Below are 23,470 nucleotides of genomic sequence, written 5' to 3' on the forward strand. Positions count from 1 at the left end.
TTGACACCCACAAGACGGTAGACAACACTCGCTTGCGATGACCGATACAGGCTGGGGGGAACTCGTCGCGGGCATGTCTGCCGCGGGCCTGGCCCTGGAGTATCCGAGCATCGAGTCCACCGCCGGGCTCGACGCCGTCGACCGCACCGACGCCCGGTTGGCGTTACTGCGCGCACTGAACAATTTGCTCGGCCGCTTCGAAATCGACCGGGACGCACCCGAACTCGTGCCGTTCAATGGTTGGCGCGAGAAGTTCTTCATGGACAATCCCGACTACCGCTACTGGATCACCGACATCCGCGACGACGGCGAGTACCGGATTGTCGGCAACATCGGTGACTCGGTGTACCAGTCGGTCACGGTCTACGCCGGGACGAACATCGCGACGACGACCGCGGTGGCACGCATCGACAGTGACGACTTGTCTGCCGACACCGACGGAAATTTCGCGGTCACATTGTCGCGCAACGGTGTCGGGCATGACGGGTGGTTGGAGTTGCCGCCGGGTTCGACGTCGGTGTGGGTACGTTACGTCCACGACGCAGTGCGCCCGGCCCAGCCGGGCTGGTGTCGCATCGAGATCGCCGGCCCTCAAGCGGCGGACGCGTCGGCTGACCACGAACGCCTGGACCGCGACCTGTCCCGCCTCGGTGCGTTCCTGGGCCGGCTGCCAAAGCTGCTCGAATTCGCGGTCGCAGCTGACCTCGCGGCACCGAACACGGTGCGGCACTGGACATCGATGACCGGCGGTGCAGCGTTCACCGAGCCCGGGATTCACTATCTGCGCGGAGCCTGGCAACTCGAGCCCGACGAAGCACTCGTGGTCGAAGGCCCGGTGGTGGCGTGCCGGCACTGGAATATCGTGCTGTACAACCGCTTTCTGAATTCGCTGGATTATCGTCACCGAATCGTCTCGCGCACCGCGGCGACCAGTTCGATCACCGACGGGCGTTTTCGCTTCATGCTGGCCGACCGCGATCCGCAGGTCGCCGGTTATGACTGGCTCGATACCGAGCGGCGGAGCTTCGGCCTGTTCGTGATGCGTTTCCTGCAACCGGCCGCGGAACCGGAGTTGCCCACCGTTCGGCGCGTCGCACTCGGCGATCTCACATGACCTGGCACGCTCCGGCCCGCAGCCCGGACGCAACCGCGATCTACGCGGCCGCCGAGCAGGAACGCACCGAGCGGCCCGACCGATACCGCCTCGTTCCCGAGACGGTGATAGAGAAAGCATCCCGGCGCTGTCCGGAGAGTCTGTTCGCCGAGGGCTGGCAGGACGGGCTGGAAGCGTTGCTGGGGTCGGCGGATCAGGAAGCGCGTCTGAACGCGGTCGGCATCCGGATGGTGCTCGGAATGGCCAGTGGCAGATTGACGGCCGGTGCCACCGTCGCCAGTTATCGCGCGGATCACCCGGAAACCGTTGCGACACAACTGCGTCCACCGATCGTCATCATCGGCGGTTGGCGAACCGGAACCACGTTCCTGTTCCGGCTGCTCGGTACCGACCCGCGCCTACACGCCCCACTGCCGGCCGAACTGGTCGCACCATGGTTGTTCGCCGGACCACAACCGCCGCTGGACCCGTTTATCACCGCACCGGCCAACGTGCTGTTGCACACGCTCAATCCCGATATGGCATTCGTGCACCCGTCCGGACCCAAGCTCCCCGAGGAATGCGTGCTGGGCATGGGCACCGACCTGCGCAACTGGGGCTTCACCTCGATGCTGCGGTTGCCCGGGTACTCAAAGTGGCTGTCCAGTCAAAGCTTTGGGGCATCCTACGTTCGGTACCGGCAGGCTCTGCAGCTACTCGCGACGCATGATGACCGCCGCTTCGTCCTCAAAGCGCCGGCCCACACCGCGGAACTGCGGCACCTCGCCGCCGCGTTCCCGGGCGCTGTCGTCGTCCAGATCCACCGCGACATCGTGGAGACTTTGACATCGGGTTCCAGTCTGTTCGCCGTGTATCGATCCACCTACAGCGACGACGTCGACGCACTCGACGTCGGTCGACAACAGATCGATCAGAGCGAACTGTGGTTTCGACGCGCCGCCGAATTCCGGGCCTCACCGGCCGCCGACGGGGTGCGATTCGTCGACCTGGACTACCGCGAGTTCATCGCCAATCCCGCTGCCGCGCTTGCGTTTGTCTATCGGGCTGCCGACATGGAACCGCCCACCGCGCTGGAGCAGTTCATCGCCGACTACCACGTCGCACATCCCGCCGACATCGGTCGTCACCGTTACACGTCCAGCGATTTCGGGATCGACGAAATCGAACTGCGCGAGCGATTCGCCTTTCTGAACTAGCCCGGCTTCCGCAGCGTCTCGACGCGCTCGCCCGGGGGCCGCAGTTCGTAGTCCTGCCGCTTCGGCCGGTTGGTCCATCGCCAGTAGTCGAAGATGCGGAACCCGTAGAGCGTGGGCACCGCTCCCGCGGAGTTCTTGTAGTAGCTGCTACTGACCGCCGGGTGGCTGTAGACCATCTGGCGTAGCCGCTCTTGGTTGCGCCGGTTGTAGTCCTCGCATACCTCTGCCCGTGGCATGGCGGATCCGTAACCGCCCGCCAGCACCATGTCGATGCAGCCCATGATGTAGCGCATCTGGCATTCGGAGTTGTAGATGATGCTGGCCCCGTTGACCGCATTGGTGCCTGGCCCGTACATGCAGAAGAAGTTCGGAAAGTCAGGCACCGTGATGCCCAAATATGCGTAGGCGGAGTCGCCCCAGACTGTGTTGAGGTCAACGCCGTCGAGTCCGCGGATTTCGATCGGTCCGAGTTGGTGGTTGACGTCAAATCCGGTGGCCCACACCAGCACATCCGCCGGCCGGTGCACACCGTCAGCGGTGGTGACCCCGCCCGCGGTGATTTCGGAAATCTTGTCGGTGATGAGTTCGACGTCGTCGCGCTGCAGTGTCTTGAGCCAGGTTCCGTTGTCCTGCAACGTTCGTTTGCCCATCGGCGGATACCGCGGCGTTACCTTGGCCAGTAACTCCTCGTCCTGGCAGAACACCCGCATCCATGCGATGAACATCTCGCGGATGGCGTGGTTGGACTCGTTGCACGACAATCCTCCGTTGTCCCAAGCCGGATCCAAGCGCACCTGCTCGTCGAGGGCGTCGGCCAGCGGCCACCACGACACGAACCGCAGCCACCTGCCGTAGTACGGCAGATGACGGATCGCCCATCGCGCTCCATCCGGTATCACGTCGTGGTAGAGGGGGTTTGGGGCCATCCACTGCGGCGTGCGCTGATAGACGTCGACATGGCGCGTCGCGTCGGCGATGGCCGGCACGAGCTGAAACCCGCTGGCGCCCGCACCGATAACCGCCACCCGCTTGTCGGTCAGGTCCACATCGTCGCGCCAGTCGGCGGTATGAAAGGACGGCCCGCGGAATGCCTCAACCCCTTTGATCTCCGGAATCACCGGGTTACTGAATTGGCCGACCGCACAGATCAGTGCACGCACCGTCAGCGCCTCGTTCCCTGCTGGCCCACGGATCGCCACCCGCCAGGTCGCCGAGTTCTCGTCCCAGGTTGCGCCGATGACTTCGGTGTTGAACCGCACCGAGGGGATGATGTCGTGTCGGGCGGCAACATCATTGAGGTATTGCAGGATCTCGGGCTGTTCGGAGTAATAGTGCGTCCAATGGTCCGTCGGCTCGAATGAGTAGGCGTAGTACTGGTTAGCGATGTCGACCCGACACCCCGGGTAGCGGTTGACCAACCACGTTCCGCCGACGCCTCGCTGCTTCTCGATGATGGTGAACGGCACCCCGGCCGCTTTGAGCTTGATGCCCGCGAGCAACCCGGCCTCGCCGCACCCGATGATGAGCACGGGAAAGTCCGCGCGTTGCTGCGGTGACGAGGAGAGCACCGGTCCGTCCTGGTCGGTGTTGGTGAACCGCAAATCGGCAGCCACGTAGTCGACGAATTCTTCTGTCACGGTGCCGGCCGAGATCACCTCGAACATCGCGCGCATCTGCTCGGGGCCCGGGACGTACGGCGGCGGGCATCCGCGGTCGCGGTAATCGCGGATTACGTCGAAGGCGCGTTCGCGCACCGCATCTTTGTCGGGCTCGCTCATCGCGCCCTGCAGGTCCATCGCAATCAGCGCGAACGGATGCGGCAGTTCATCGAGCAGGCGCATGTCACCGGTCATGTGGACCATCGACATCAACAGCGCCGGCACACTCGCGTCCGCGATGGCGGCCCGGATGACGTCGTCGGAATCGTTGAACGGCAGGCCGAGCAGCGCGTTACCCTCCGCTGAGACGGCCGCGTTGGTGTCGGCCACGAGACCCATCGAATCACCATACATTCATCTCCTCGCGTATGGTCGGGGTCGCCGGTGAGTAGTTCGCCAGACCCCACGCCGTCGCCGATTATGATCACCCCATGTCTGCGGCGCGGGTGGATCGGTAGTGGCGCGTAGCCACGGTTGGTCGGGTAACACGCCCGCCTCCGACGAGGAAGCAATCGGACGGATCCTTGATGCCGCCGACCAGATCATTGCCGAGCGTGGATCAGCGATGCGCATCGCAGACGTCGCGCGGTTGCTCGGTGTCACGCGGCAGACCGTATACCGTTACTTCCCCGGTACCGAGGCGCTATTGCTGGCCACCGCAATGCGTTCCGGCGACGGGTTCTTGGACCAGCTGGCCGAACATGTGCGCGGCGAGACCGATCCGGCGAAAGCGATTATCGAAGGCGTGTCGTTTGCCATCGAAAACCTGGCTGACGACGACCGCATCCGATTCATACTCACCAAACGGCGTGAGGGCGAAGTAACCGCAACGATCACGTCGGACACGGCGTTGGCGTTCAGTCGTTCGATGCTGCACCGATACGACGTGGACTGGGAGGCCAGCGGTTTCGACGACGCCGCGCTCGACGAACTCTCCGAATTCTGCCTTCGGCTGCTCTATTCCTTTCTCGTCGACCGCGGCCGGCCGCCACGCCGCGGTCATGACCTCCGTCAGTTCCTGGCCCGCTGGATCGGGCCTGCGATCATCTACCCGCGCTTCGCAACGGCAATGGATTCGATGACGAACCTCGCGAAAGTCTCCCCGCGAGTTTCGCGCCGCCGCTCGGCATCCTGACACTCGCCCATTGACCGCAGGGCCTGCCAGACGCACATTTGGTGCATGACAGAAAACGTGATCGAGACCGACCCCGACGCCGTCGTGAAGGACTTTTGCAGACTCTGGCTTACCGGTGATACCGACGCCATCGTCGAGTCTTTTACCGAAGACGCTGTGTACCACAACATCCCGATGTCCCCTTTGACCGGGCGCGCGGAGATCCGCAACTTCCTGGAGGGTTTTCTGGCGGGCTTCGATGGCGTCGACTTTCGGGTGCACCGCCAGGTCAGCCAGGGCAACACCGTGATGAATGAGCGCACCGACGTGCTCCGCAAGAAGGACGGCGGCGAGGTGCCCCTGCCGGTGATGGGTGTCTTCGAAGTCCGCGACGGCAAGATCGCTGCCTGGCGCGACTACTTCGACATGGGCACCATCACCGCCGCGTTCAGCTAGGCCCTATCAGTCGACCAGTTCGCGCAATGTCTCGACGAGTTTGATTCGCTCACCCGGCGTCGCCGCAATTGGCGCAACATTCAGCGTCGTCACCCCGGCCTCGCGGTAAGCGGCCACCCGCTCCTTGACGAATTCCCTTGTGCCGATCAGGTTGACATCGCGCACGAGTTCGTCGGGAACAACCTTGGCGGCACCTTCCTTGTCTCCGGACAGGTACAACTCCTGGATCCGGTCGGCCTGCGAACCGTACCCGTACTTGGTGGCCAGGGTGTGATAGAAGTTCTTGCCCTTGGCGCCCATGCCGCCGATGTAGAGCGCCAAGTGCGGCTTGACGAATTCCCGTAGCGGCTCCACGTTTTCGCCGATTGCCAACGTCGGCCCGGCGAACACCTCGAGGTTGCCCAATGCGGGATCACGCTTGGCGCTACCGGCAGCCAGCGCCTTGCCCCAGACGTCCTGTGCCTTCTCCGGCAGGTAGAAGATCGGCTGCCAGCCCTCGGCCAATTCGGCGGCCAGTTCCACGTTTTTGGGACCGAGCGCGGCGATCAGGATCGGGATGCGTTCCCGGACAGGGTGATTGATCAGCTTGAGCGGCTTGCCCAAGCCGGTGCCCTGTTCGGGGGGCAGCGGAATGGTGTAATGCTCGCCGCGGTATTGCACCCGCTCGCGGCGCCACACCTGACGGCAGATTTCGATGACCTCGCGCGTGCGGGCGATCGGCGCGTCGTAGGGCACACCGTGGAAGCCCTCGATGACCTGCGGACCGGAAGCGCCCAGCCCCAGGATGAACCGGCCGTCGGAGACGTAGTCCAGACCCGCGGCGGTCATCGCCGTCAAAGTGGGCGTGCGCGTGTAGAGCTGCAAGATGCCCGAGGCCAGCTCGATCCGTTCGGTGCTGGCCGCCAGGTAGCCCAGCGCACTCACCGCGTCGTACGAATACGCTTCGGGGACAAAGGCGATGTCCAGCCCGGCGCGTTCCAGGTCGGCCACCTCGGCGGCCACCTCCTTGAAACCGCCCGCGTAGTTGATAGACAAACCGATCCGCATTTCAGTCGCCCTGCCTTCCGACGAACTCGACTGCTTCCTGCTGGATGCGGTCGAACTGCGCGCCCATCGCCTCTGACAACGCCGTCGCACCCGACAACGGCCGGACCATCACCATGAAGTCGTCGATCAGACCCTCGTCGTTGAAGTGCAGGAAGTCGCAGCCGGTGATCTTCTTACCCGAAACCACCGTTTCGAACAGAAACGCGTGGTCGCGGCCGTTTTCGTCGTGGATCTCGCGGATATACCGGAAGTCTTCGAACACGCGCAGCACGCCGCGCAGCAGCGCCGCGGTGATGGGCTTGCCTTCGTACGGCTTGAACGCCACCGGGCTGGTGAACACGACATTGTCGGCCAACATCGCTTGGATGGCCGCTTCGTCGTGCTCCTCGACCGCCTTGCGGAAGGGATGCTTGGAACTCACAAGGAACCTCGCAATAGTCAATTCGTTGAGTAGACGCGATCGACGCTAGAGGTTGACGACCTAGAAGTCCAGACGACAATAATCACTTTGTTGAATAGGTGTGTCGTTGTACGATCGGGCGATGTCGCTGCGTGACGCCGTGCTGGCCGCACTGTTGGAAGGGGAGTATTCGGGATACGACCTGGCCAAGGAGTTCGATGCGTCAGTCGCCAATTTCTGGATGGCCACCCCCCAACAGCTGTACCGCGAGCTCGATCGACTGGCCGAGCAGGGCCTGATCCAGGCGCGAATCGTCCACCAGGAACGGCGGCCAAACAAGCGGATGTATTCGCTGACCGACGCGGGCCGCGAGGCGATCCAGGAGTTCACTGCCCGAGCACCCAAGCCGTCGGCGATTCGGGACGAGCTGATGATCAAGACGGCGGCCGCCGATGCCGGGGACACCCGCGCCGTCCGCGATTCGGTCGCCGAGCGGATGCATTGGGCCACGGCCAAACTCGAACGCTACGAACGCTTACGGACCCGGCTACTCGCCGGTCGCACCGAGGACGAATACGTGGCCCAGGCTGAACGGGTGGGTCCGTATCTGACGCTGCTGCGCGGAATATCGTTCGAGCAGGAGAACATTCGCTGGGCCGAGCACGCACTGGCCATCATCGAGCGTCGGTTGCCGGCACGCGCATGATGCGTCAACCGCGCATCGTCATCATCGGAGCGGGACTCGCCGGCATCACCGCGCTACACGTCTTCACCCAACGCGGCTTCTCCGACGTCACGATATTGGAGAAAGGCTCCGACGTAGGGGGCGTGTGGCATTGGAACCGTTACCCGGGGCTTACCTGCGATGTACCTTCGCAGCTCTACCAATTCGGCTGGGCACCGAAACCGGACTGGTCGCACATCTGGGCCGACGGCAGTGACATCCAGCGCTACCACCGCGAGGTAGTGCAGCGGCTCGGACTCGGGGATCACATCCAGCTCGACACCGAAGTCGTTGCCGCACAGTGGGACGAGGACACCGCCAACTGGACGTTGACCACCGCGGCAGGCCGCCAACTGACGGCTGAGGTCGTCGTGTGCGCCACCGGCGTCCTGCATCACCCTGCCGTGCCCGACATTCCGGGGCTCGATGAATTCGACGGACCTGTCGTGCACACCGCGCGCTGGGACGACGGCGTCGACACCGATGCCAAGCGCATCGCCGTCATCGGGACGGGATCCACCGGAGTTCAGATTGTTTCCGCCCTGCAACCAGGTGCCGCCTCGATCACTCACTTCGTCCGATCTCCCCAGTGGATCCTGTGGGCACCGATGTCGTTGCGGCAGAACGCTATTGTCACTGCGGCAATGAAGCGCTTCCCCACCGCCAATGACCGGCTGTATCGGACACTGTTGTGGGCGTCCGGAATTCTTGCGGACATCACCACCCGCCCGTCCTGGCGACGCCGTGCGGTGCAGGGCTACGCTCGGCTCTGCCTACGCCTGCAGGTCCGCGATGACGGCTTGCGCAAGAAGTTGACTCCCGACTACCAGCCGCTGTGCAAGCGACAGGTGGTGTCCGGAACCTACTACCGTGCAATTCAATCCGGCAATGCCGAACTGGTGACCGACCGCATCACCGCGGTCACCCCGACCGGGATCCGAACCGCGGACGGACGGCACCGGTCGGTCGATGTGATCGTGCTGGCCACCGGCTTCCTCTCGCACAATTACATGCGACCGATGGAGATTACCGGCCGCGACGGCCTCAGCATCGACAAAGCCTGGGCCGGCGGGCCGCGGGCCTATCGAATGACCGCAATCCCCGGATTTCCCAACCTTTTCACCGTCCTGGGCCCGAACTCGCCGACAGGCTCCATCTCGCTGCAGTATTCGGCGGAAAAGACGGCCCACTACATAGTGCAACTCCTGGAGATGCTGCGCGCCGGAGTGGCCACCTCGGTCGAGGTCACCGAGGACGCCACCGACGAGTTCAATGCCGATGTGGCCGAAGCGATGACACCTACCGTGTGGAATACCGGGTGCAACTCGTGGTACGTCACCGACAGCAACACGATCGATCTGTGGCCGTACAACCGCGCGAGGTTGACGTCGATGCTCGCCTCGCCCGATCTCGCGCACTTCCACATCCGGTAGCGCCGGTCAACACCACCGGAAGGCGTGGGGCAGCGCAATCGTGCGTTCCGCAGGCTGATACCAACCCTGCGGGGCATGCTGATCGGTGTGCAGATAACACTGCACGCGCACCTCGCGGCACCCGGGCGTGAAGGTCAGCAGTCTGCTGATCGGCAGTGTGGTCAGCGGCATGTGATGCCGGCTCAGCGAGGCGACATTGAGAAACCAGGTGCCCCAACGTTGTTCGATGTGGGTCTTACCGCCGTGGTCGTCGTCGGGGTGGGTATGCGTATGGCCGGCCAACCACATCGCCACGCGGCCAGGCTGTTCGGCGAGAAACGATTCGAACTGAGCGGAATCTGGTTTGCTGTCAACCCAATACAGGTACGACGCCCCATTCGGCGTGCCCTCGGTGAAGGGCCGGTGGTAGTGCTCGTGCCATTGTCTGTCCGATCCCTTGCGTACCCCTTCCCATTCACCCGAGGCGACGGTGGTGTCCTTCAACACATAGTGATGCACCGAGACGATGTTGAGGTCCGGGTGGGATAGCACCATGTCTTTCCACCACTGAAACGTCTCACCGCTGACCACTCCGCCGGGGTTACCACCCAGCGTTCCGCGACCGACCCGCTGCGACGGTTCGTTGCGGTCGCTCATCATCAGAAAAAGCAAGTTCCCCACCCGAAATGAATACCGCTCCCAGGTCCCGGTGATCGGATACCGACGCGCAGTCGCATCCACCCCGGAACTTTCGGTGTGCTCGCCCAGCGGATCGATCCACTTGCGCCACCACCACGCGTCGGGTTCGTCGATGCCATTGCGGTCGTGGTTGCCGGACACGCTGTAGACGTCCTCGCGGCGGTGGCGGCGCAGCGCGCCGAACTGGCGACGCACTTCTCGCCCTTCGGCGTCATCGGGCAGGCTGTGGTGTGCACCCGACATGTCACCGACGTCGATCGCGAGGTCCCAGTCGAATCCGTCGCGCTCGGAGTCGATGATGGCCTCCGCCAGGCTTTCCCGGCCGTACTGACAGTCGGTACCGACGTGTGCGTCACCGAACGCCCACAGCCGCAACGGCCGCCGCGCGTCAGACATCGCGCTCGTCCAGCAGGCCCCAACGCCGCCGGATCCGCACATCCACGACGCTGAACAGCGCGTCGATGAAGATCCCGATCGTCAGGATGACGATCATGATGGCAATCGCCGAGGGCATGTCGGTGAGGTTTTGCGCGTTTTCCAGCAGTACCCCGATCGACGACGTGTTCGCGACCAGTACCACCAGCTCGCCGGCCATCAGACTGCGCCAGGCGAATGCCCACCCTTGTTTGAGACCGGCCACGAACATCGGCAGCGCGGCGGGGAGTATCACATGTCGGTACAACGCAAAAGACCTGAGCTGCATAGTCTTTGCAGCACGCAGCAGCACGGGTGAGATGTGATCGACTCCGGCGATCACGCCGAGTGCCACCGCCGGCACGGTGCCGATCACGATTACGAACAGGATCGCCGAAGTGTTCAGACCGAAGAAGATGATGGCGAAGGGGAACCACGCGATCGCCGGCATCGTCTGCAGACCGATGATCAACGGCCCGAAAGCGACACGCAGCAACCGGTTTCGCGCGATCACGGCGCCGATCGCCGTGCCGATCAAGGCGGCCAGCGCAAACCCTGTCAGGGCGCGGCTCATCGTGGTAGCGATGGCATCCCAAAGCAACGGACCTTGCAGTTGACGCCACAGGTTTTCCGCGACAATGCCAGGCCCGGGCAGCACGAACTGCGGTTTCCAGCCGCTCAACACGATCAGTTCCCAGCCGGTGACGATGGCCAGGACGGCAATGAGTTTCGGCCCCACGGTGGCCGTCATCCGGTGGATGATGCCGCTGCGGCCGGAATCGGCGAGCCGGGAAGTCCGCACGATGTCACCGAGTTCAGTCGCCACTGGTATTTCCGCTCCGATTGAGCTGCTCGGTAATGTGGGCGGCCAATTCGGCGACTTCGGCGGTGTTGATGTCACGGGGGCGCGTCAGCGACACCGGGAATTCCTCGACGACCTCCGCGGGCCGCCGACTCAGCAGCACCACGCGATCGGCGAGGCGTACCGCCTCGCGCACGTTATGCGTGACGAAGACAACGGTGAGGTTGCGGGCCAACGCAATCCGTTCCAGCTCACCCTGTAGCCGATCGCGGGTCAGCGCATCCAGCGCGGCAAACGGTTCGTCCATCAACAAGACGTCGGCATCTTGGGCCAGGGCCCGGGCTAACGCCACCCGCTGCTGCATTCCCCCGGACAACTGGTGCGGCCGCCGGTCGGCGAACTCGGATAGCCCGACGGTGTGCAGCAGGTCGCGGGCAGTCGCGCGACGTTGCCGGCGGGGAACAGCGCGCGCCCGCAACGCCAGTTCGACGTTGCCCGTGGCGGTCAGCCAGGGAAACAAGGCCGGCTCCTGGAACATCATCGCGACGCGGCGGCCGCCCGTGTTGACCGAACCCGCGGTCGGCTTATCGAGTTCGGCGATCAACGAAAGCAGGGTGCTCTTCCCACAGCCGGAAACACCTACCACACAGACGAATTCCCCCTGCTCGACCGTCAGGGACAACGGGCCCAGCGCCGCGACGGAGGCCGCCCCTTTTCCGTAGGACTTGGCCACCCGGTCGAGACGCACTGCGGCAACCGAACTCGGCGAGCGAACGCTGGCGTCGCACACTACGGCACCGCGAACCCCGGCGGCCGTCACGCCGCCACCGGCGGGGCACCCCGGGCCGCCAGCTCACGGTTGAGCGGGCCGAGGTCGAAGATGCCCTCGAGGTTCAGCGGTTGCAGCAGGTTCACCGAGACAGCCTTGCGTACTTGATCGTTGAGCGATTGCACGCCTGGATCGTTGGTGAACGTAGTCTCCTGGAAAGACGCCGTCAGCACATCCGGTGCCAGTCCGTTGCCCAGCGCCTTGACCAACGCGGCATTTGTGGACCGGGCCGCCGCCTCGGGGTCGCGGTGGATCGTCTCGTCGGCCTCGATCTGGCCACGGATCAGACCCGCGACGACGTCGGGATGAGCGGACAGAAACTCTTGGCGCACCACCAAAATGGTGATCGTATTCGGGTCCGACCAGAGCCTGACGCCACCAGCGTTGACCAATTGCACATCGTAGGGTGCCGATTCGATGGCACCGTCGATCTTGTTGTTGATGAACTGTTGCACGATCGCCGACTCCGGACTCGTCGGTCTGATCGAAACATCCCCGCCGCCTTGCGGATTGGTCTTCAGGCCGTTCTTCAACAGCCAGTCCCGCAGGCTGACGTCCTGGGCGCCGCCTAGTGCCGGATCGGCGAACGTTTTGCCGCGAAAGTCCTCGGCCGAGTTGATGCCGGGCTTGACCACCATCGACGTCCCCCCGGCCGCGGAACCGGAGATGATCTTGATGGCGGTGCCGTTGGATCGCTGCCAGGCGTTGAACGCCGGATTCGGACCGATGTATGCCGCATCGAGTTGGCCTGACAATAGCGCGGTAGTTTCCGCGGTGCCCTGGCCGAACGCCTGTGGCTCGAACTTCACCCCCGGACCGAGGTTTTTCGCGAACGTCCCGGTATCGATGCCGACCAGCGCTGAGGCATGGGTGACCCGGGTCAGGTAACCCAACCGCAGTGTGACACCTGATGAGTTCGACGTCGATGGGTGACCGCCGCAGCCGACCAGCACCGCGCCGAGCGCGAGCGCGAAAGCGATTGCGGGATGGAAATACTTGGAAACAGACACGGGCACTCCCCGAGAAAGGTTGGCGGACGGGACGAATCGCCGGATGTTCAGCCGGCCTGCTGCGAACCCGGACACGAAGCGCAGGTGATGCGGCCGAAGTCGACGTGACGGCGCCGGGTCAGCGCGCGATGTCCCATCATCGTGGGTCTGCCTGTGGCCGAGCGACAAACAGTGGGCTGGTCCAGATCTGATGTCCGTCGCTTTGCCTTGCCCTCAGGTAGACGGCACTGTGTTGCGTCGGAAGCGCCAGTGCCAGCTCACCGGTGACCGTGGTGGGCAATGCGGACGGATCGGCGATTCGTTCCGCGCGAATGCGCAGGTTCAATCCACCGGCCGCTTGCTCGACGCCGGATTGCGCGATCAATTCCGAACCCGTGACGGTCAGGGTCGCGCGGTGGCCATATTCGAGCACCGTTGTCTCGATGTGCAATTGGGCTTCGGCCAAGTCGCGCAGACTCATGATGAATCCGATGTCTGCCCCGTAGGTGGTGGTGTCCCAGTTGACGACCTGGCCCGCACCTTCGATCTGCTGTTCGGGATGACTTGCCGCCCAGGCTGTTACGGAATCAACTTCGGTGCCGTCGACCTGCAGCCGGCCCGCCCACGTCGCCCAGCGGTAGCGGTCGCGGTGCCGCGCGCCACCCCACCGGATCCGGACCAGCGAATCCGACAGCCCCGTTTCGGCGTTGAGGTCGCGCCGCCACAGCGGCCCGTGCGTGTCGTAGATCGCTATGTCTTCGGTGCCGGCGCTTCCGTAGACGCCGTATTCCACCGCGAGTTCTGGGGCGGCGGTGAGTATTTCATCGCCCATCCAGTCCTCGCCGCTGCGCAACAGGGCTACCGACCTGCTGCCGGTGGTTGCCCAGGTCCGTCGGGACCGCAATGCGCGGCCGACGTCCTTTGCCGTGAGCCGCTCGGCGAGCACTCCGGTCAAACCGCCATGACCACCGAAGATGTTGGCGCCGGGTGCGCCACCGCCGGGACGGCCCCGGTGTTCGTCGCTGGCTGCGCTGGCGCCGACTTTCAGACCCCGTGCCAATGCGTCTTCGAAGAACCAGGGGCTGATGCCCCAACTGGAGTGCACCTCGACCAGGCGCTCCAACTCGGGATGGTGCCAGTCCAGGACGGCTCGGCGACCTCCGACATGCGGGATCAGCAGATACGATGCCGGCTCTTTTTCGTACGCCGCATAGAGTTCGGTGATCGGCCACGTCTGCGGCGTTGGTGCGGTGGCTGTCATGCCGTGCCGCCATTCCAGTGACCGCGCGATGGTGGTGTCCTCGTCGAGGAAGACGACGTTGTGATCACCGCCTACACCCGCGGTCCCACACCATTCCACCCCCGGGAAGCAGACGAAGACGTCGTCCTGGGAGGCGGCCCGGCACGCGTCCACCACGTCCGACCAGGCGCCGTCGGTGATCTGGAAGTCGTTGGCCGTGTAGCCGAGGATGTCCAGCGCACCGACGTCGCGGCCGTAGCGAAGATTCCAGTCTGTGTTCTGCGTTCCGACGGTGTCGTTGGAGTGCACATGCAGATCGCAGAAAAACCCGCGCGGCGCAGGCAGATCCGCGACAACGTCGATCTCCGCCGGGCACGGCCCGAAGGACACCCCGTCGACCTCAGCGCTCACTTGGACCGAGACCGTGGGAGCCGGAACGTCCAATGTGGTTTGTGCCCAGCCGATCGCCGGAGTTGTTGCGGCCGCGATGGTTTCGCCGCCGACCTCGGCACGCACGCTCGCGGCGACGTCGCGGCAGGCGTTACCCCAGCGGTCCTGCAAGTGTGCCCGCAGTTTTGCCGCCGTGGTGCCGACGCCGACGACGCGAGGACCGTGCACCACCAGCTGCGCCGGCGGGCCCGCGGTGACGGCGATCTTGGCGACGGCCGCGTGCGCCATCCGCGAGGTACCGAGCGGATCGACGAACAGATGCACCTCGAAGTCGTCTTCGACGAAGGTTTGCACCCGGGTGCCGGGGCCACCGAAACGGCGGTCGCCAAGCCGGATTTCGATCACGTCGCCTGGACGCAGATATCCGTCGACCACGTGCACCAGCAGTGATTTCTGGAACGGCCGCTCGCCGCCTTTGACGTCGTATCGGGTGACCAGCTGCTGGGCGGTGGCCCGGCCGTCCGGTGACGCGCCGCCCAGCACCGAGCGGCCGATCAGCGAAGCGGTCGCGAAGTCTCGGCCGGCGGGCTCGGAGGTTTGCAGATCCCAGTCGGAGTAGTAGCGGTAGCACAACTTCAGCCAGCCGCTGTCGGCGATGCCGGATTGCCCTACGACGTAGGTGAATACGAGTTCCTCTATCGCCCCGGCCACCACCCGCTCGGTGTGGCAGGTCAAGGTGCCCAGGAACGGCAGCGTCGCAAACTCGGCAGCGACCCGCTCCCGCACTTCGACCGAGGAGCAGTCGTTGGTGCCGAGTCCGGTGACCGGACGCACGACGACAGACATGTGGCTCATTCTTGATCGACAGCACTTAGACGTCCAGCGCATAGATATGATCCGATCAATCATCGAAAGTGATCAATCGTGAACCTGCAGCAGCTCCGTTACGTCCTTGCGGTGGCCGAAACCGGTAGCTTCACACGGGCCGCGGACAGCCTGTTCGTCGTGCAGTCAGCACTGAGCCAACAGGTCCGCAAACTCGAAGATGAGCTGGGCATTCCCGTCTTCAATCGCACCACCCGATCGGTCTCGCTGACACCCGCGGGAGAGGCGCTGCTTCCCCTGCTCCGCCAGGTGATTGCCGGGGTGGATCAGATCGCGATCGATGCCCAAGCGCTGCGCGGCACGGTGGCCGGCCGACTTACGGTCGGGATGATGGAAATTCCGTCGGAGAGCCTCGATGTGTCCGCTCTGATGGCGACCTTCCACGAGCGCTACCCCGACGTCATCGTGACGCTGCGCAGCGGCGGCAGCGACCTGCTCGTCCAAGCCACCCGGGACCGCAAGCTCGACGCGGCGATCGTCGGCTCCAACATCGGGCGCTCCACCGACCAACTGTGCTTCGAGCACTTGTTCTCCGAATCGTTGGTGGCCGTGCTGCCGGTCGGGCATCCGCTCGCCATCCGCCGGTCGGTGTCGCTATCGGAGCTTGCTGCACTCCCGTTCATCGACTTTCCGCCTGGTTATGGACTCCGCCGCGAGACCGACCGCGGCTTCGCCGACGTCCGGCGACGTGTCGCCTTCGAGGTGACCCGGGTCGACGAGGTGATTCACTTCGTCTGTCAAAACCTCGGTGTCGCACTGCTTCCCGAGTCGGTGGCACGAAGCCGCGCCGAGACCAACGCAACGCTGGTACTGCTACCTGTGCAAGGCGCCGAGTTGCGGCGCGAGGTTCATCTGGTCGCGTCGCCGAGTCGGTTTCGTTCGGCGGCGACCCACGCCTTCATCGGATGCGTGCACGAGCACATCGGCCTCACGAGCTGATCGGACCGGTCAAGTAGTGGGCGAACACCGGGCGCAACCATTCGGTGAGGGTCGCATCATCCATATCGGCGAGCGCCGGGATTCGCAGTATGTAGCGCGCCGTAGCCAAGCCCAACACCTGCGATCCCAACAGGGCGGTCCGCTCGGCGGCGCGATCGGGGACGGCGGCGGCCAACGCGGGCGCGACCCGGTCCACGAATACCTCGAGCATCGCGTCGGCGGCGGCCCGGTTGGTTGCGGCCGCACGCAGTAGCGGCAGAAACGGCCCCTCTGAACCCCATACCGAGACGAACATCGGCAACAACAGGTCGACTATCCGTTCGGGTGCGACTCCGCTCAGGTCCGGGAAGGTTATGTCGAATCGTGCAGCCGCAGTGAATAATTCCGCCTTGCTCCCGAAGTAGTGCATAACGAGCGCCGGGTCCACACCCGCCGCCGACGCAACCGAGCGGATGGTCGTGCGTTCGAAACCGTGAGTGCCGAATTGCGAGCGCGCCATCGCCAGGATGGTGGCTCGAGTTGCTTCACCGTCACGCGCCTTCGGGGCCATGGCGAGCAGTGTATTCAACAACTGTTGACATGACCAGCGCAGCGGTCTAGCGTTGAGTTCAACAGTTGTTGAAGTCAGGAGGTCCGGCCATGCCTATCACCGCGATCCAGATCGGCCTCGACCCCGACGTGATCGACTGCTCCGCAGCCGATTTCGCGCAGTTTCCCGGTCTGACAAGGGAAAAACTTCGGGCCGCCAACGACGACAACGTCGCCGCCATGCGGGCCGCCGGCTATCGGGTCGACAACTGCCTCGTCGACTTCGGCGAGGCAGGCGCAACCAAGGCCCGCCAGTGGCTCGAAGCCAACCGGTATGACGCGGTGCTGATCGGGGCAGGCATCCGCCTAGTTGCCGGCAACACACTGCTTTTCGAGGAGATAGTCAACACCGCGCACGTCACGCAACCCGGCTGTCGATTCGTCTTCAACTACGCGGCCCAGTCGACACCGGATGACATCCGACGCTGGTACCCGCACCCCGAGGCGGTGGCGAAATGAACGCACATGACGTCGACGTCATCGTCGTCGGCGCTGGGCCCACCGGCCTCACCGCGGCAGGCGATCTGGCGCGGGCCGGTAGGTCGGTCGTCGTCTTGGAACGTTGGCCCGCGCCGAACCCGGCGAGCCGGGCGTTTGCCACCATGGCCCGCACTCTCGAGGTCCTCGACGCTCGGGGACTTGCCGAGGACCTGTTGGCGCAGGCACATCGGGCGCCCGCCGTCACGATCTTCGGCGGAGCGCGCATCGACCTCACCCATCTCGACTCGCCCTATCGGTTCGTGATGGTGACACCGCAGACCAATGTCGATGCGGCGCTGCGCGGCTACGCCGTCGCGCAAGGGGCAGACATTCGGCGCGGCGTCGAAGTGACCGGCATCGAACAGGATTCCGACGGGGTCAACGTGATCACCGACGGCGCACAGCCGTTGCGCGCGCGGTATGTGATCGGCGCTGACGGGGCGCACAGCACGATCCGCGCTCTGGTGGGCGCGGACTTCCCAGGCAAGACCATCCTGTCCTCGATCGTGTTGGCCGATGTAAAGCTGGCACACGCACCGGCGGGCGACACCCTGAAGGTTGGCAGTACCCGAAACTCGTTCGCGTTCCTGGCTCCCTATCAGCGTCGCGACGCCGAGGGCTCGTGGTATCGCGCCATGACGTGGGACCGTGGCTACCAGGTGCCCGACGACCAAGCCGTCAGCGACGACGAGATCATCGCCATCCTCGGCCAGGCCATGGATGCTGACCTGGCCGTGTCGGAAGTGCAATGGAAGTCCCGATTCCATTGCGAGGAAAGGCAAGTCACGCGCTACCGGCACGGGCGGGTTTTCCTGGCCGGCGATGCCGCGCACGTCCACTCACCGATGGGCGGACAAGGGATGAACACCGGTATCCAGGATGCGGCGAACCTGGCGTGGAAGCTTGACGCCGTCCTGGGCGGGGCGAATGACGCCGTGCTCGACACCTACCACGACGAGCGGTATCCGATCGCCCGGCGCGTGTTGTTCCAGTCCGGCATGTTGGCCCGGGGTGTCACGCTCCACCCACGTGTCGCACGGGTGCTGCGAAATTTGTTGGTGCCCAGGCTACTTCGTGTGCCCCGGTTTCGCGATGCGGTGGCCGGGAGCTTCGCGGGAACGACGTTGCGTTACGGTCGTCGCCGCGGCGAGCACCCGTTGGTGGGTTCTCGTGCGACGCAGATCCCGTTGACGCAGGACCGGCTCACCGACGTGCAACGCGTGACGCCCGGCTTCGTGCTGGTTCGCGAACACCGAGCCGCCGCGATCGACGCGCTTGACCTGCACCAAGCCCAACGTTCCGATGCCGGTCCGGCCGTGCTGGTACGACCCGACGGCTACGTGGCGTGGGCGGGCGATTCGGCGGATCGGTCCGGGTGGGCCGCGGCGCTGGCCAAGTGGACCGGGCCGATGCGGATCGACGCGGTGCCCACTAGCCGTCCCCCTAATTCTCTGGGCTCGGTGGGAACGCCGCTCGCGCCGTGATGGCGTCACGGTAGGCATGCACTCGCCCGGCCACCGTCCCCAGCACCGCAATTGTCTGGCCGCGACATCCATATGCGGCGACAAACTCCCACGTGTCCGGGTCGCCTTCGACGATTTCGAACGCGTCGTAATCTGTTGGCACACCGAGCATCTGAACCTTGACATCATACTGGTCAGACCAGAAGTACGGCGCCTCGTCATAGGCTTGCACACGCTCGGGGCCAGCCAACAGCGTTCGAGCCGCGACCGCTCCTTGGCGGGCTGCGTGGTCCCAGTGTTCGATACGCAGGTGTCGCTCGTAGAGCGGATGCCACCAGGACGCAACGTCACCGGCTGCGACGACATTGGTGCCACCTTCCACCGCACCGGTCGCATCGCACACCACCCCGTCATCGACACGCAACCCCGAGCCGTCAAGCCAGTCCGTGACCGGAGTGACGCCCAATCCGACGACGACGAGATCGGCCGGCAGTTGCGAGCCGTCGCTCAAACGGACGGCTTCAACCCGCCCATTTCCAACGAATTCGTCAACGCTCACACCCACGCGCAGATCCACCCCGTGCTGGCGGTGCAGATCGGCCCAGTTCGATGCCAGCTGCTCGCCCAGCGCGGCCTGCAACGGGTTGGCAGCCTGCTCGACCAACACGACATCGAGTCCGATCTCCCGGCAGGTCGCTGCGACCTCGGCGCCGATGAATCCGCCACCGACGATGACGACGCGTGGACGCGCGTCGAGCCGCTCCCGGATGGCCAGGCAGTCGTCGACCGTGCGAAGCAACATCACCCCATCGGGTACGGGTCCGTTCGGCCATTCGCGTGGGCTCGCACCGCTGGCGATCACCAAACCGTCGAAAGGCAAAGCGAATTCATCGGCGCCGTCGCGAACTTGGACGGTCCGCGAGGACATGTCCAGTGCGAGCGCCGACGCGCCGCGCAAGACCCGGGCCTCCATGTCGAACTGCGCCGCCATGTCGATTCCAGCGCGATGGACTTTCCCGCTGAGCAGCTTCTTGGACAGCGGCGGACGGTGATACGGCGAATGGCGTTCGGCGCCCACGACAGTGAGCTCGCCATCAAAGCCGTCCTGCCGCAACGTCTCGGCAGCCCTGGTCCCGGCAACGCCCGCGCCGACGACGACCACCTGCTTCAGGTCGGTGGGCATCGGTCAGTCCCGCACGGTGATTGCCTGGGTGGGACAGGAGACCTCTGCGCCCTTCAATTGTTGACGCAGTTCGCCGGGGGGCTCGTCCTGCAGCACGTGCAACCCGTCTTCTTTCACCTCAAATACTTCGTGGCAGATGCTCATACACACGCCATTTCCATCGCAGGTGTCCAGATCTACGGTTACCTTCATCGCGCTACGGCCTTGTCTGCCTGGGCACGCGCGCGCTCATGGGCGGCTTTGGCCACGGGTGAATAGTTCAGGTAGTCGACCGCCATCTGCGTGTCCGCCTCTGGACCGGGGTGATGGCTCGGCCGCATATATCGCGCCGGCGACGTCACCAGCAGCTTCCACGGGCCGGGCAGTCGGTACTGCCGCGCCGCGCGCAGCCAGTCGCGGAAACGCCACTTCTCGTCGATAGTCGGGTCGTTGTTCATCAGGTACCTGGCGCCCGCGACCCACCACCCGATGAACAGCGGGGCGGTCATCAGCATGGAGAACGCCCTGATGCAGTAATTTCCCGACACGTGCTGGTAGACGTCGAAGACCAGCGAACGATGCTCGACTTCCTCCGCCCCGTGCCACCGCAGCAGGTCGAGCATCATCGGGTCGGCCCCCGCGTAATCCAGACCGCGGTTGGTCAGCACCCATTCGCCCAACATCGCGGTGAAATGCTCCAGCGCAGCCACATCGGCCAGTCGACGGTACAACCACCAGCGCCGCAACGCCGGCGGAAAGAATTTCGGGGGGTCGCCGAGACTTATCGACAACGTCTTCCCAAGCCGATCGGTGTAGGCCTTGGTGTCGATGCCCTGTTCGGCAAGGTGTTCCAGCACCACTTGGTGTGCCCAGGCGTGCCAGGACTCCTGCTGGATGAACGGCTTGATCGCCGCCTCCAACTCGGGGTCATCGACAAGCGACGATGCCTCCAAGACGGCTTTGATGAAGTGCCGCTCCCCCTCGGGCAGCAGCAGATGCAGGACGTTGATCATGTGTGTCGAGAACGGGTCGTCGGGCACCCAGTGCAGCGGCGTGTCCGACCAGTCAAAGCGGACCATCCGGCGATATCTCGGGTGCCCATCGTGGTGAAGTTCGACCTGCGGCATAAATCCCCTTCCACGCGAGGGGGAGCACGGGTTGCAGCGCGCCACCCCGCGAACAACTGTTCACTCATGGCTGTACCCACCCAGTCGGCGGAGTAACGTATCGGCGCCACCGGATTCCTGGGTATCTCCTGTCAGCGCGACGTACCCACCGGCACAATGGCCGGGTGACCACCGACATCCGCGTGCTCGACAGCGAGGACCACCTGATCGCGGCGGCCAACGTGTTCCGAACTTCCATGATCGGATTCCCACCGCTATCCAACCTGCAGCCAGGCCAGATCAAAACGCTGCTGGAACCTGGCCGCACCATCGGGGCATTCGTCGGCGATCAGTTGGTTGGGACGGCGGATGCCGTCACGACCGGTCTGACACTTCCCGGCGGATCGACCGTCGGCCACGCCGCGGTCACGCATATCGGGGTGCTGCCGTCGTTCACCCGCCAAGGTGTGGCCACCGAACTGGTTCGGCACCAATTGCATGACATCGCCGCCCGCGGCGAGGCGGTCGCTACGCTGCGCGCGTCCGAGGCCACGATCTACGGGCGCTTCGGATACGGGGTGGCGAGTTGCACGCAGAGCGTCGAGGTGCAGACGGCGCGCGCGGCACTGCGTCCCGGCGTCGGGACCGGCGGGCCGGTGCGCCTGATCGACCCGGCGGATGCCTGGGAAGCGTTGCCACGCATCTATTCCGAGCACCGACCGACACGGCCGGGAACCGTCGACCGGGCGCCGGTGTGGTGGCGTGCACTGCGGCTGCGCAGCGAATTAGCGCCCGGCCCTTCCTATATCGCGGTGCACGGAGCACCGGGATCGGAGTCGGGATTCGCCCGGTACCGTCCGGTCGACACCGAGAAGTGGTTCATCAGCGACCAGCGGACCATCGTGGTCGAGGATCTCTTCGCACCGACCATGGACGCCTATCTAGGACTGCTGCGTTTCCTGTTCGGTCTGGATCTTATTGACCGCGTGATCTTTTGGATGTTGCCCGTCGACGATCCGTTACCCGTGCTGCTGCGCGATCGGCGGGCCGCGAAGGTTACCGCCGTCTACGACGAGACCTGGCTTCGCGTCGTCGACGTCGCAGAGGCATTGTCCGCGCGCAGCTACGCCGCAGTCGGTTCCGTCGTGATCGGTGTCGAAGACCCATTGCTGCAACGGAATTCGGCCGTCTTTGCCATCGCCGGTGACGGGGCCGAACCCACGGACCGAAACCCCGATATACACGTCGACATCGAAGGGCTCGGTGCCGTACTGCTCGGCGGTACGACGTGGCGCAGTCTTGCGGTCGCCGGACTCGCACGGGCGGACGATCCGTCGGCACTGCTCACCGCGGACCGCCTTTTCGCGGTACCGCATGCCCCCTACGCGGGCTTCTACTTCTAGCCGTGATCGTCGTCGTCGGCGCCGGTATCTGCGGGCTTGCGGCCGCCTACGAACTGTCCCGGCGCGGCGAACGTGTGTTGGTGGTCGAGCGGAATGAGCCCTTCGGCGAGCAGTCTGCGGGGCTGGCGCGGATCTTCCGGATTGCCCATCGCCGCCCGGAATTGTGTCGACTGGCGCTGCGCGCCCGCATCGGCTGGCAGCGCTGGGAATCGGAGTTCGGCGTCGGCCGGTTACTTGGCTCCGAGGGTTTCATCGCCGCAGGTGCGATCGATGCCACCGCGGCGGCCATGCAGGACGCCGGTGCCGATTTCTGCGGGCTCGGCCGCCGCGACATCAAGGCGCGCATCCCCTTCTTGGATGCGCCTTGGCAGACAGGCCTTTTCGACCCCCTGGGCGGCAGCTTGCGCATCCGTCGCGCGCTGACCGCCCTGGCGCAACGCGCCAAGGTTCGGCGGGCCGATGTGCTGTCGGTTACCGATGACGGCGCGGTCACGTTCGCGGACTCATCCTTGCTGCGGGCCGACCGGGTGCTGATCTGCGCGGGAGTCCGGACGCAGACCCTGTTCGGTCCGATGGGCATCGAGTTCGGTCCGCACACCCGGTTCACCTATCAGGGTGACGATGCGACCGGCGCCGCTTGTTTGTCCGCGCCGGAGCGCTACGGGTTGCCGCTAGGCAGCACCGGCCGCTGGGCCTTCGGGCAGGAGGTCCCCGATCCTGCCGTGGTGCGCACACTTTTCCCGACGCTGCGGCCGGTGGGTCAGGTGGATTGCGTCACGGCCCGTGCGTCCTGGCTAGACGACGGCGGCGACGGTTGGACGGCGCGCCGGCGCGGCCGCGTCGTGGCTTTCGTTGGCGCCAATCTGATGAAGTTCGGGCCGTTGCTCGGTGAGCTTCTCGCCGATTTCGTGCTCGGTGACGAACTGCCCGTTGATCTGGCCATTAGCTGATAGCGGCGGG

Annotated in this window: 23 protein-coding genes; 11 read left to right on the forward strand and 12 right to left on the reverse strand. The window is 64.8% G+C overall.

From position 1 onward, the window contains the following. Window positions 1-37 precede the first annotated feature (37 nt). Window positions 38-1,114 carry a DUF1214 domain-containing protein gene (locus A5634_RS20120; RefSeq protein WP_065145781.1) on the forward strand — a complete coding sequence of 359 codons (1,077 nt, stop codon included), beginning with the start codon at window positions 38-40 and terminating at the stop codon, window positions 1,112-1,114. Next, window positions 1,111-2,310: a sulfotransferase family protein gene (locus A5634_RS20125; protein WP_065145782.1), complete on the forward strand. Its 1,200-nt coding sequence runs from the start codon at window positions 1,111-1,113 to the stop codon at window positions 2,308-2,310. Before A5634_RS20120 ends, A5634_RS20125 begins: the two co-directional genes overlap by 4 nt. On the opposite strand, the gene A5634_RS20130 is transcribed toward A5634_RS20125, so the two are convergent. After that, entirely contained in the window at window positions 2,307-4,307 is a 2,001-nt protein-coding gene (locus tag A5634_RS20130) for a flavin-containing monooxygenase (RefSeq protein ID WP_065145850.1), read from the reverse strand. The two genes, A5634_RS20125 and A5634_RS20130, sit on opposite strands and share 4 nt — an antisense overlap. Before the next feature lie 118 nt (window positions 4,308-4,425). Between A5634_RS20130 and A5634_RS20135 the strand changes: the two genes are divergently transcribed. Both A5634_RS20135 and A5634_RS20140 read left to right on the forward strand, forming a co-directional pair. Then, window positions 4,426-5,103: a TetR/AcrR family transcriptional regulator gene (locus A5634_RS20135; RefSeq protein ID WP_065145783.1), complete on the forward strand. Its 678-nt coding sequence runs from the start codon at window positions 4,426-4,428 to the stop codon at window positions 5,101-5,103. Window positions 5,104-5,148: 45 nt separating this feature from the next. Continuing rightward, on the forward strand, window positions 5,149-5,538 hold the full coding sequence (locus tag A5634_RS20140) for a nuclear transport factor 2 family protein (protein ID WP_065145784.1): 390 nt from the start codon (window positions 5,149-5,151) through the stop codon (window positions 5,536-5,538). A gap of 6 nt (window positions 5,539-5,544) precedes the next feature. Here the strand turns inward: A5634_RS20140 and A5634_RS20145 are convergent, their stop codons facing one another. After that, window positions 5,545-6,585 (reverse strand): LLM class F420-dependent oxidoreductase, encoded by a 1,041-nt coding sequence (locus A5634_RS20145; RefSeq protein ID WP_065145785.1) that lies wholly within the window; start codon window positions 6,583-6,585, stop codon window positions 5,545-5,547. Window position 6,586: 1 nt separating this feature from the next. Then, entirely contained in the window at window positions 6,587-6,943 is a 357-nt protein-coding gene (locus A5634_RS20150) for a hypothetical protein (protein WP_065145851.1), read from the reverse strand. Between the two features lie 184 nt (window positions 6,944-7,127). Between A5634_RS20150 and A5634_RS20155 the strand changes: the two genes are divergently transcribed. Both A5634_RS20155 and A5634_RS20160 read left to right on the forward strand, forming a co-directional pair. Then, window positions 7,128-7,691 carry a PadR family transcriptional regulator gene (locus tag A5634_RS20155; protein WP_065145852.1) on the forward strand — a complete coding sequence of 188 codons (564 nt, stop codon included), beginning with the start codon at window positions 7,128-7,130 and terminating at the stop codon, window positions 7,689-7,691. Beyond that, the gene (locus A5634_RS20160) at window positions 7,688-9,142 is read left to right on the forward strand and encodes a flavin-containing monooxygenase (RefSeq protein ID WP_065145786.1); all 1,455 of its coding nucleotides are present in this window, start codon (window positions 7,688-7,690) and stop codon (window positions 9,140-9,142) included. The genes A5634_RS20155 and A5634_RS20160 overlap by 4 nt, the downstream gene beginning before the upstream one ends. A gap of 6 nt (window positions 9,143-9,148) precedes the next feature. On the opposite strand, the gene A5634_RS20165 is transcribed toward A5634_RS20160, so the two are convergent. The 5 genes from A5634_RS20165 to A5634_RS20185 form a co-directional block, all read right to left on the reverse strand. After that, window positions 9,149-10,216, reverse strand: coding sequence for a hypothetical protein (locus A5634_RS20165; protein WP_065145787.1), 1,068 nt, complete (start codon window positions 10,214-10,216; stop codon window positions 9,149-9,151). Next, window positions 10,209-11,060: an ABC transporter permease gene (locus tag A5634_RS20170; RefSeq protein WP_253861780.1), complete on the reverse strand. Its 852-nt coding sequence runs from the start codon at window positions 11,058-11,060 to the stop codon at window positions 10,209-10,211. Before A5634_RS20170 ends, A5634_RS20165 begins: the two co-directional genes overlap by 8 nt. Beyond that, window positions 11,050-11,784: an ABC transporter ATP-binding protein gene (locus A5634_RS20175; RefSeq protein WP_065145788.1), complete on the reverse strand. Its 735-nt coding sequence runs from the start codon at window positions 11,782-11,784 to the stop codon at window positions 11,050-11,052. The genes A5634_RS20170 and A5634_RS20175 overlap by 11 nt, the downstream gene beginning before the upstream one ends. 68 nt (window positions 11,785-11,852) lie before the next feature. Next, a complete protein-coding gene (locus A5634_RS20180; RefSeq protein ID WP_065145854.1) occupies window positions 11,853-12,875 on the reverse strand; it encodes an ABC transporter substrate-binding protein in 1,023 nt (340 codons plus the stop codon). 136 nt (window positions 12,876-13,011) lie between these two features. Next, the gene (locus tag A5634_RS20185; RefSeq protein ID WP_437339995.1) at window positions 13,012-15,330 is read right to left on the reverse strand and encodes a hypothetical protein; all 2,319 of its coding nucleotides are present in this window, start codon (window positions 15,328-15,330) and stop codon (window positions 13,012-13,014) included. Between the two features lie 78 nt (window positions 15,331-15,408). On the opposite strand from A5634_RS20185, the gene A5634_RS20190 reads away from it, so the two are divergent. Continuing rightward, window positions 15,409-16,308: a LysR family transcriptional regulator gene (locus A5634_RS20190; protein WP_065145790.1), complete on the forward strand. Its 900-nt coding sequence runs from the start codon at window positions 15,409-15,411 to the stop codon at window positions 16,306-16,308. Here the strand turns inward: A5634_RS20190 and A5634_RS20195 are convergent. Continuing rightward, window positions 16,298-16,858 (reverse strand): TetR/AcrR family transcriptional regulator, encoded by a 561-nt coding sequence (locus A5634_RS20195; RefSeq protein WP_065145791.1) that lies wholly within the window; start codon window positions 16,856-16,858, stop codon window positions 16,298-16,300. The genes A5634_RS20190 and A5634_RS20195 overlap by 11 nt on opposite strands. An 89-nt stretch (window positions 16,859-16,947) precedes the next feature. On the opposite strand from A5634_RS20195, the gene A5634_RS20200 reads away from it, so the two are divergent. Next, a complete protein-coding gene (locus A5634_RS20200) occupies window positions 16,948-17,355 on the forward strand; it encodes a hypothetical protein (protein WP_065145792.1) in 408 nt (135 codons plus the stop codon). Continuing rightward, on the forward strand, window positions 17,352-18,860 hold the full coding sequence (locus A5634_RS20205; RefSeq protein WP_065145793.1) for an FAD-dependent oxidoreductase: 1,509 nt from the start codon (window positions 17,352-17,354) through the stop codon (window positions 18,858-18,860). The genes A5634_RS20200 and A5634_RS20205 overlap by 4 nt, the downstream gene beginning before the upstream one ends. Here A5634_RS20205 and A5634_RS20210 read toward each other — a convergent pair. Genes A5634_RS20210 through A5634_RS20220 form a run of 3 tightly spaced genes read right to left on the reverse strand, consistent with a single transcriptional unit; the run spans window position 18,820 to window position 21,128 of the window. Next, complete coding sequence (locus tag A5634_RS20210; protein ID WP_065145794.1) at window positions 18,820-20,022, reverse strand: NAD(P)/FAD-dependent oxidoreductase; 1,203 nt, start codon at window positions 20,020-20,022, stop codon at window positions 18,820-18,822. The genes A5634_RS20205 and A5634_RS20210 overlap by 41 nt on opposite strands. 3 nt (window positions 20,023-20,025) lie before the next feature. Continuing rightward, the gene (locus A5634_RS20215; RefSeq protein WP_065145795.1) at window positions 20,026-20,214 is read right to left on the reverse strand and encodes a ferredoxin; all 189 of its coding nucleotides are present in this window, start codon (window positions 20,212-20,214) and stop codon (window positions 20,026-20,028) included. Next, window positions 20,211-21,128 (reverse strand): metal-dependent hydrolase, encoded by a 918-nt coding sequence (locus A5634_RS20220; RefSeq protein ID WP_065145796.1) that lies wholly within the window; start codon window positions 21,126-21,128, stop codon window positions 20,211-20,213. Before A5634_RS20220 ends, A5634_RS20215 begins: the two co-directional genes overlap by 4 nt. Before the next feature lie 164 nt (window positions 21,129-21,292). Here A5634_RS20220 and A5634_RS20225 point away from each other — a divergent pair, with 164 nt between their 5' ends. Continuing rightward, entirely contained in the window at window positions 21,293-22,510 is a 1,218-nt protein-coding gene (locus tag A5634_RS20225) for a GNAT family N-acetyltransferase (protein WP_065145797.1), read from the forward strand. A 2-nt stretch (window positions 22,511-22,512) separates the two neighbouring features. Then, the gene (locus A5634_RS20230) at window positions 22,513-23,460 is read left to right on the forward strand and encodes an NAD(P)/FAD-dependent oxidoreductase (protein WP_065145798.1); all 948 of its coding nucleotides are present in this window, start codon (window positions 22,513-22,515) and stop codon (window positions 23,458-23,460) included. The last annotated feature ends 10 nt before the right edge of the window (window positions 23,461-23,470 follow it).

The sequence above is a fragment of the Mycobacterium asiaticum genome (assembly GCF_001673365.1).
Lineage (GTDB): Bacteria > Actinomycetota > Actinomycetes > Mycobacteriales > Mycobacteriaceae > Mycobacterium > Mycobacterium asiaticum_A.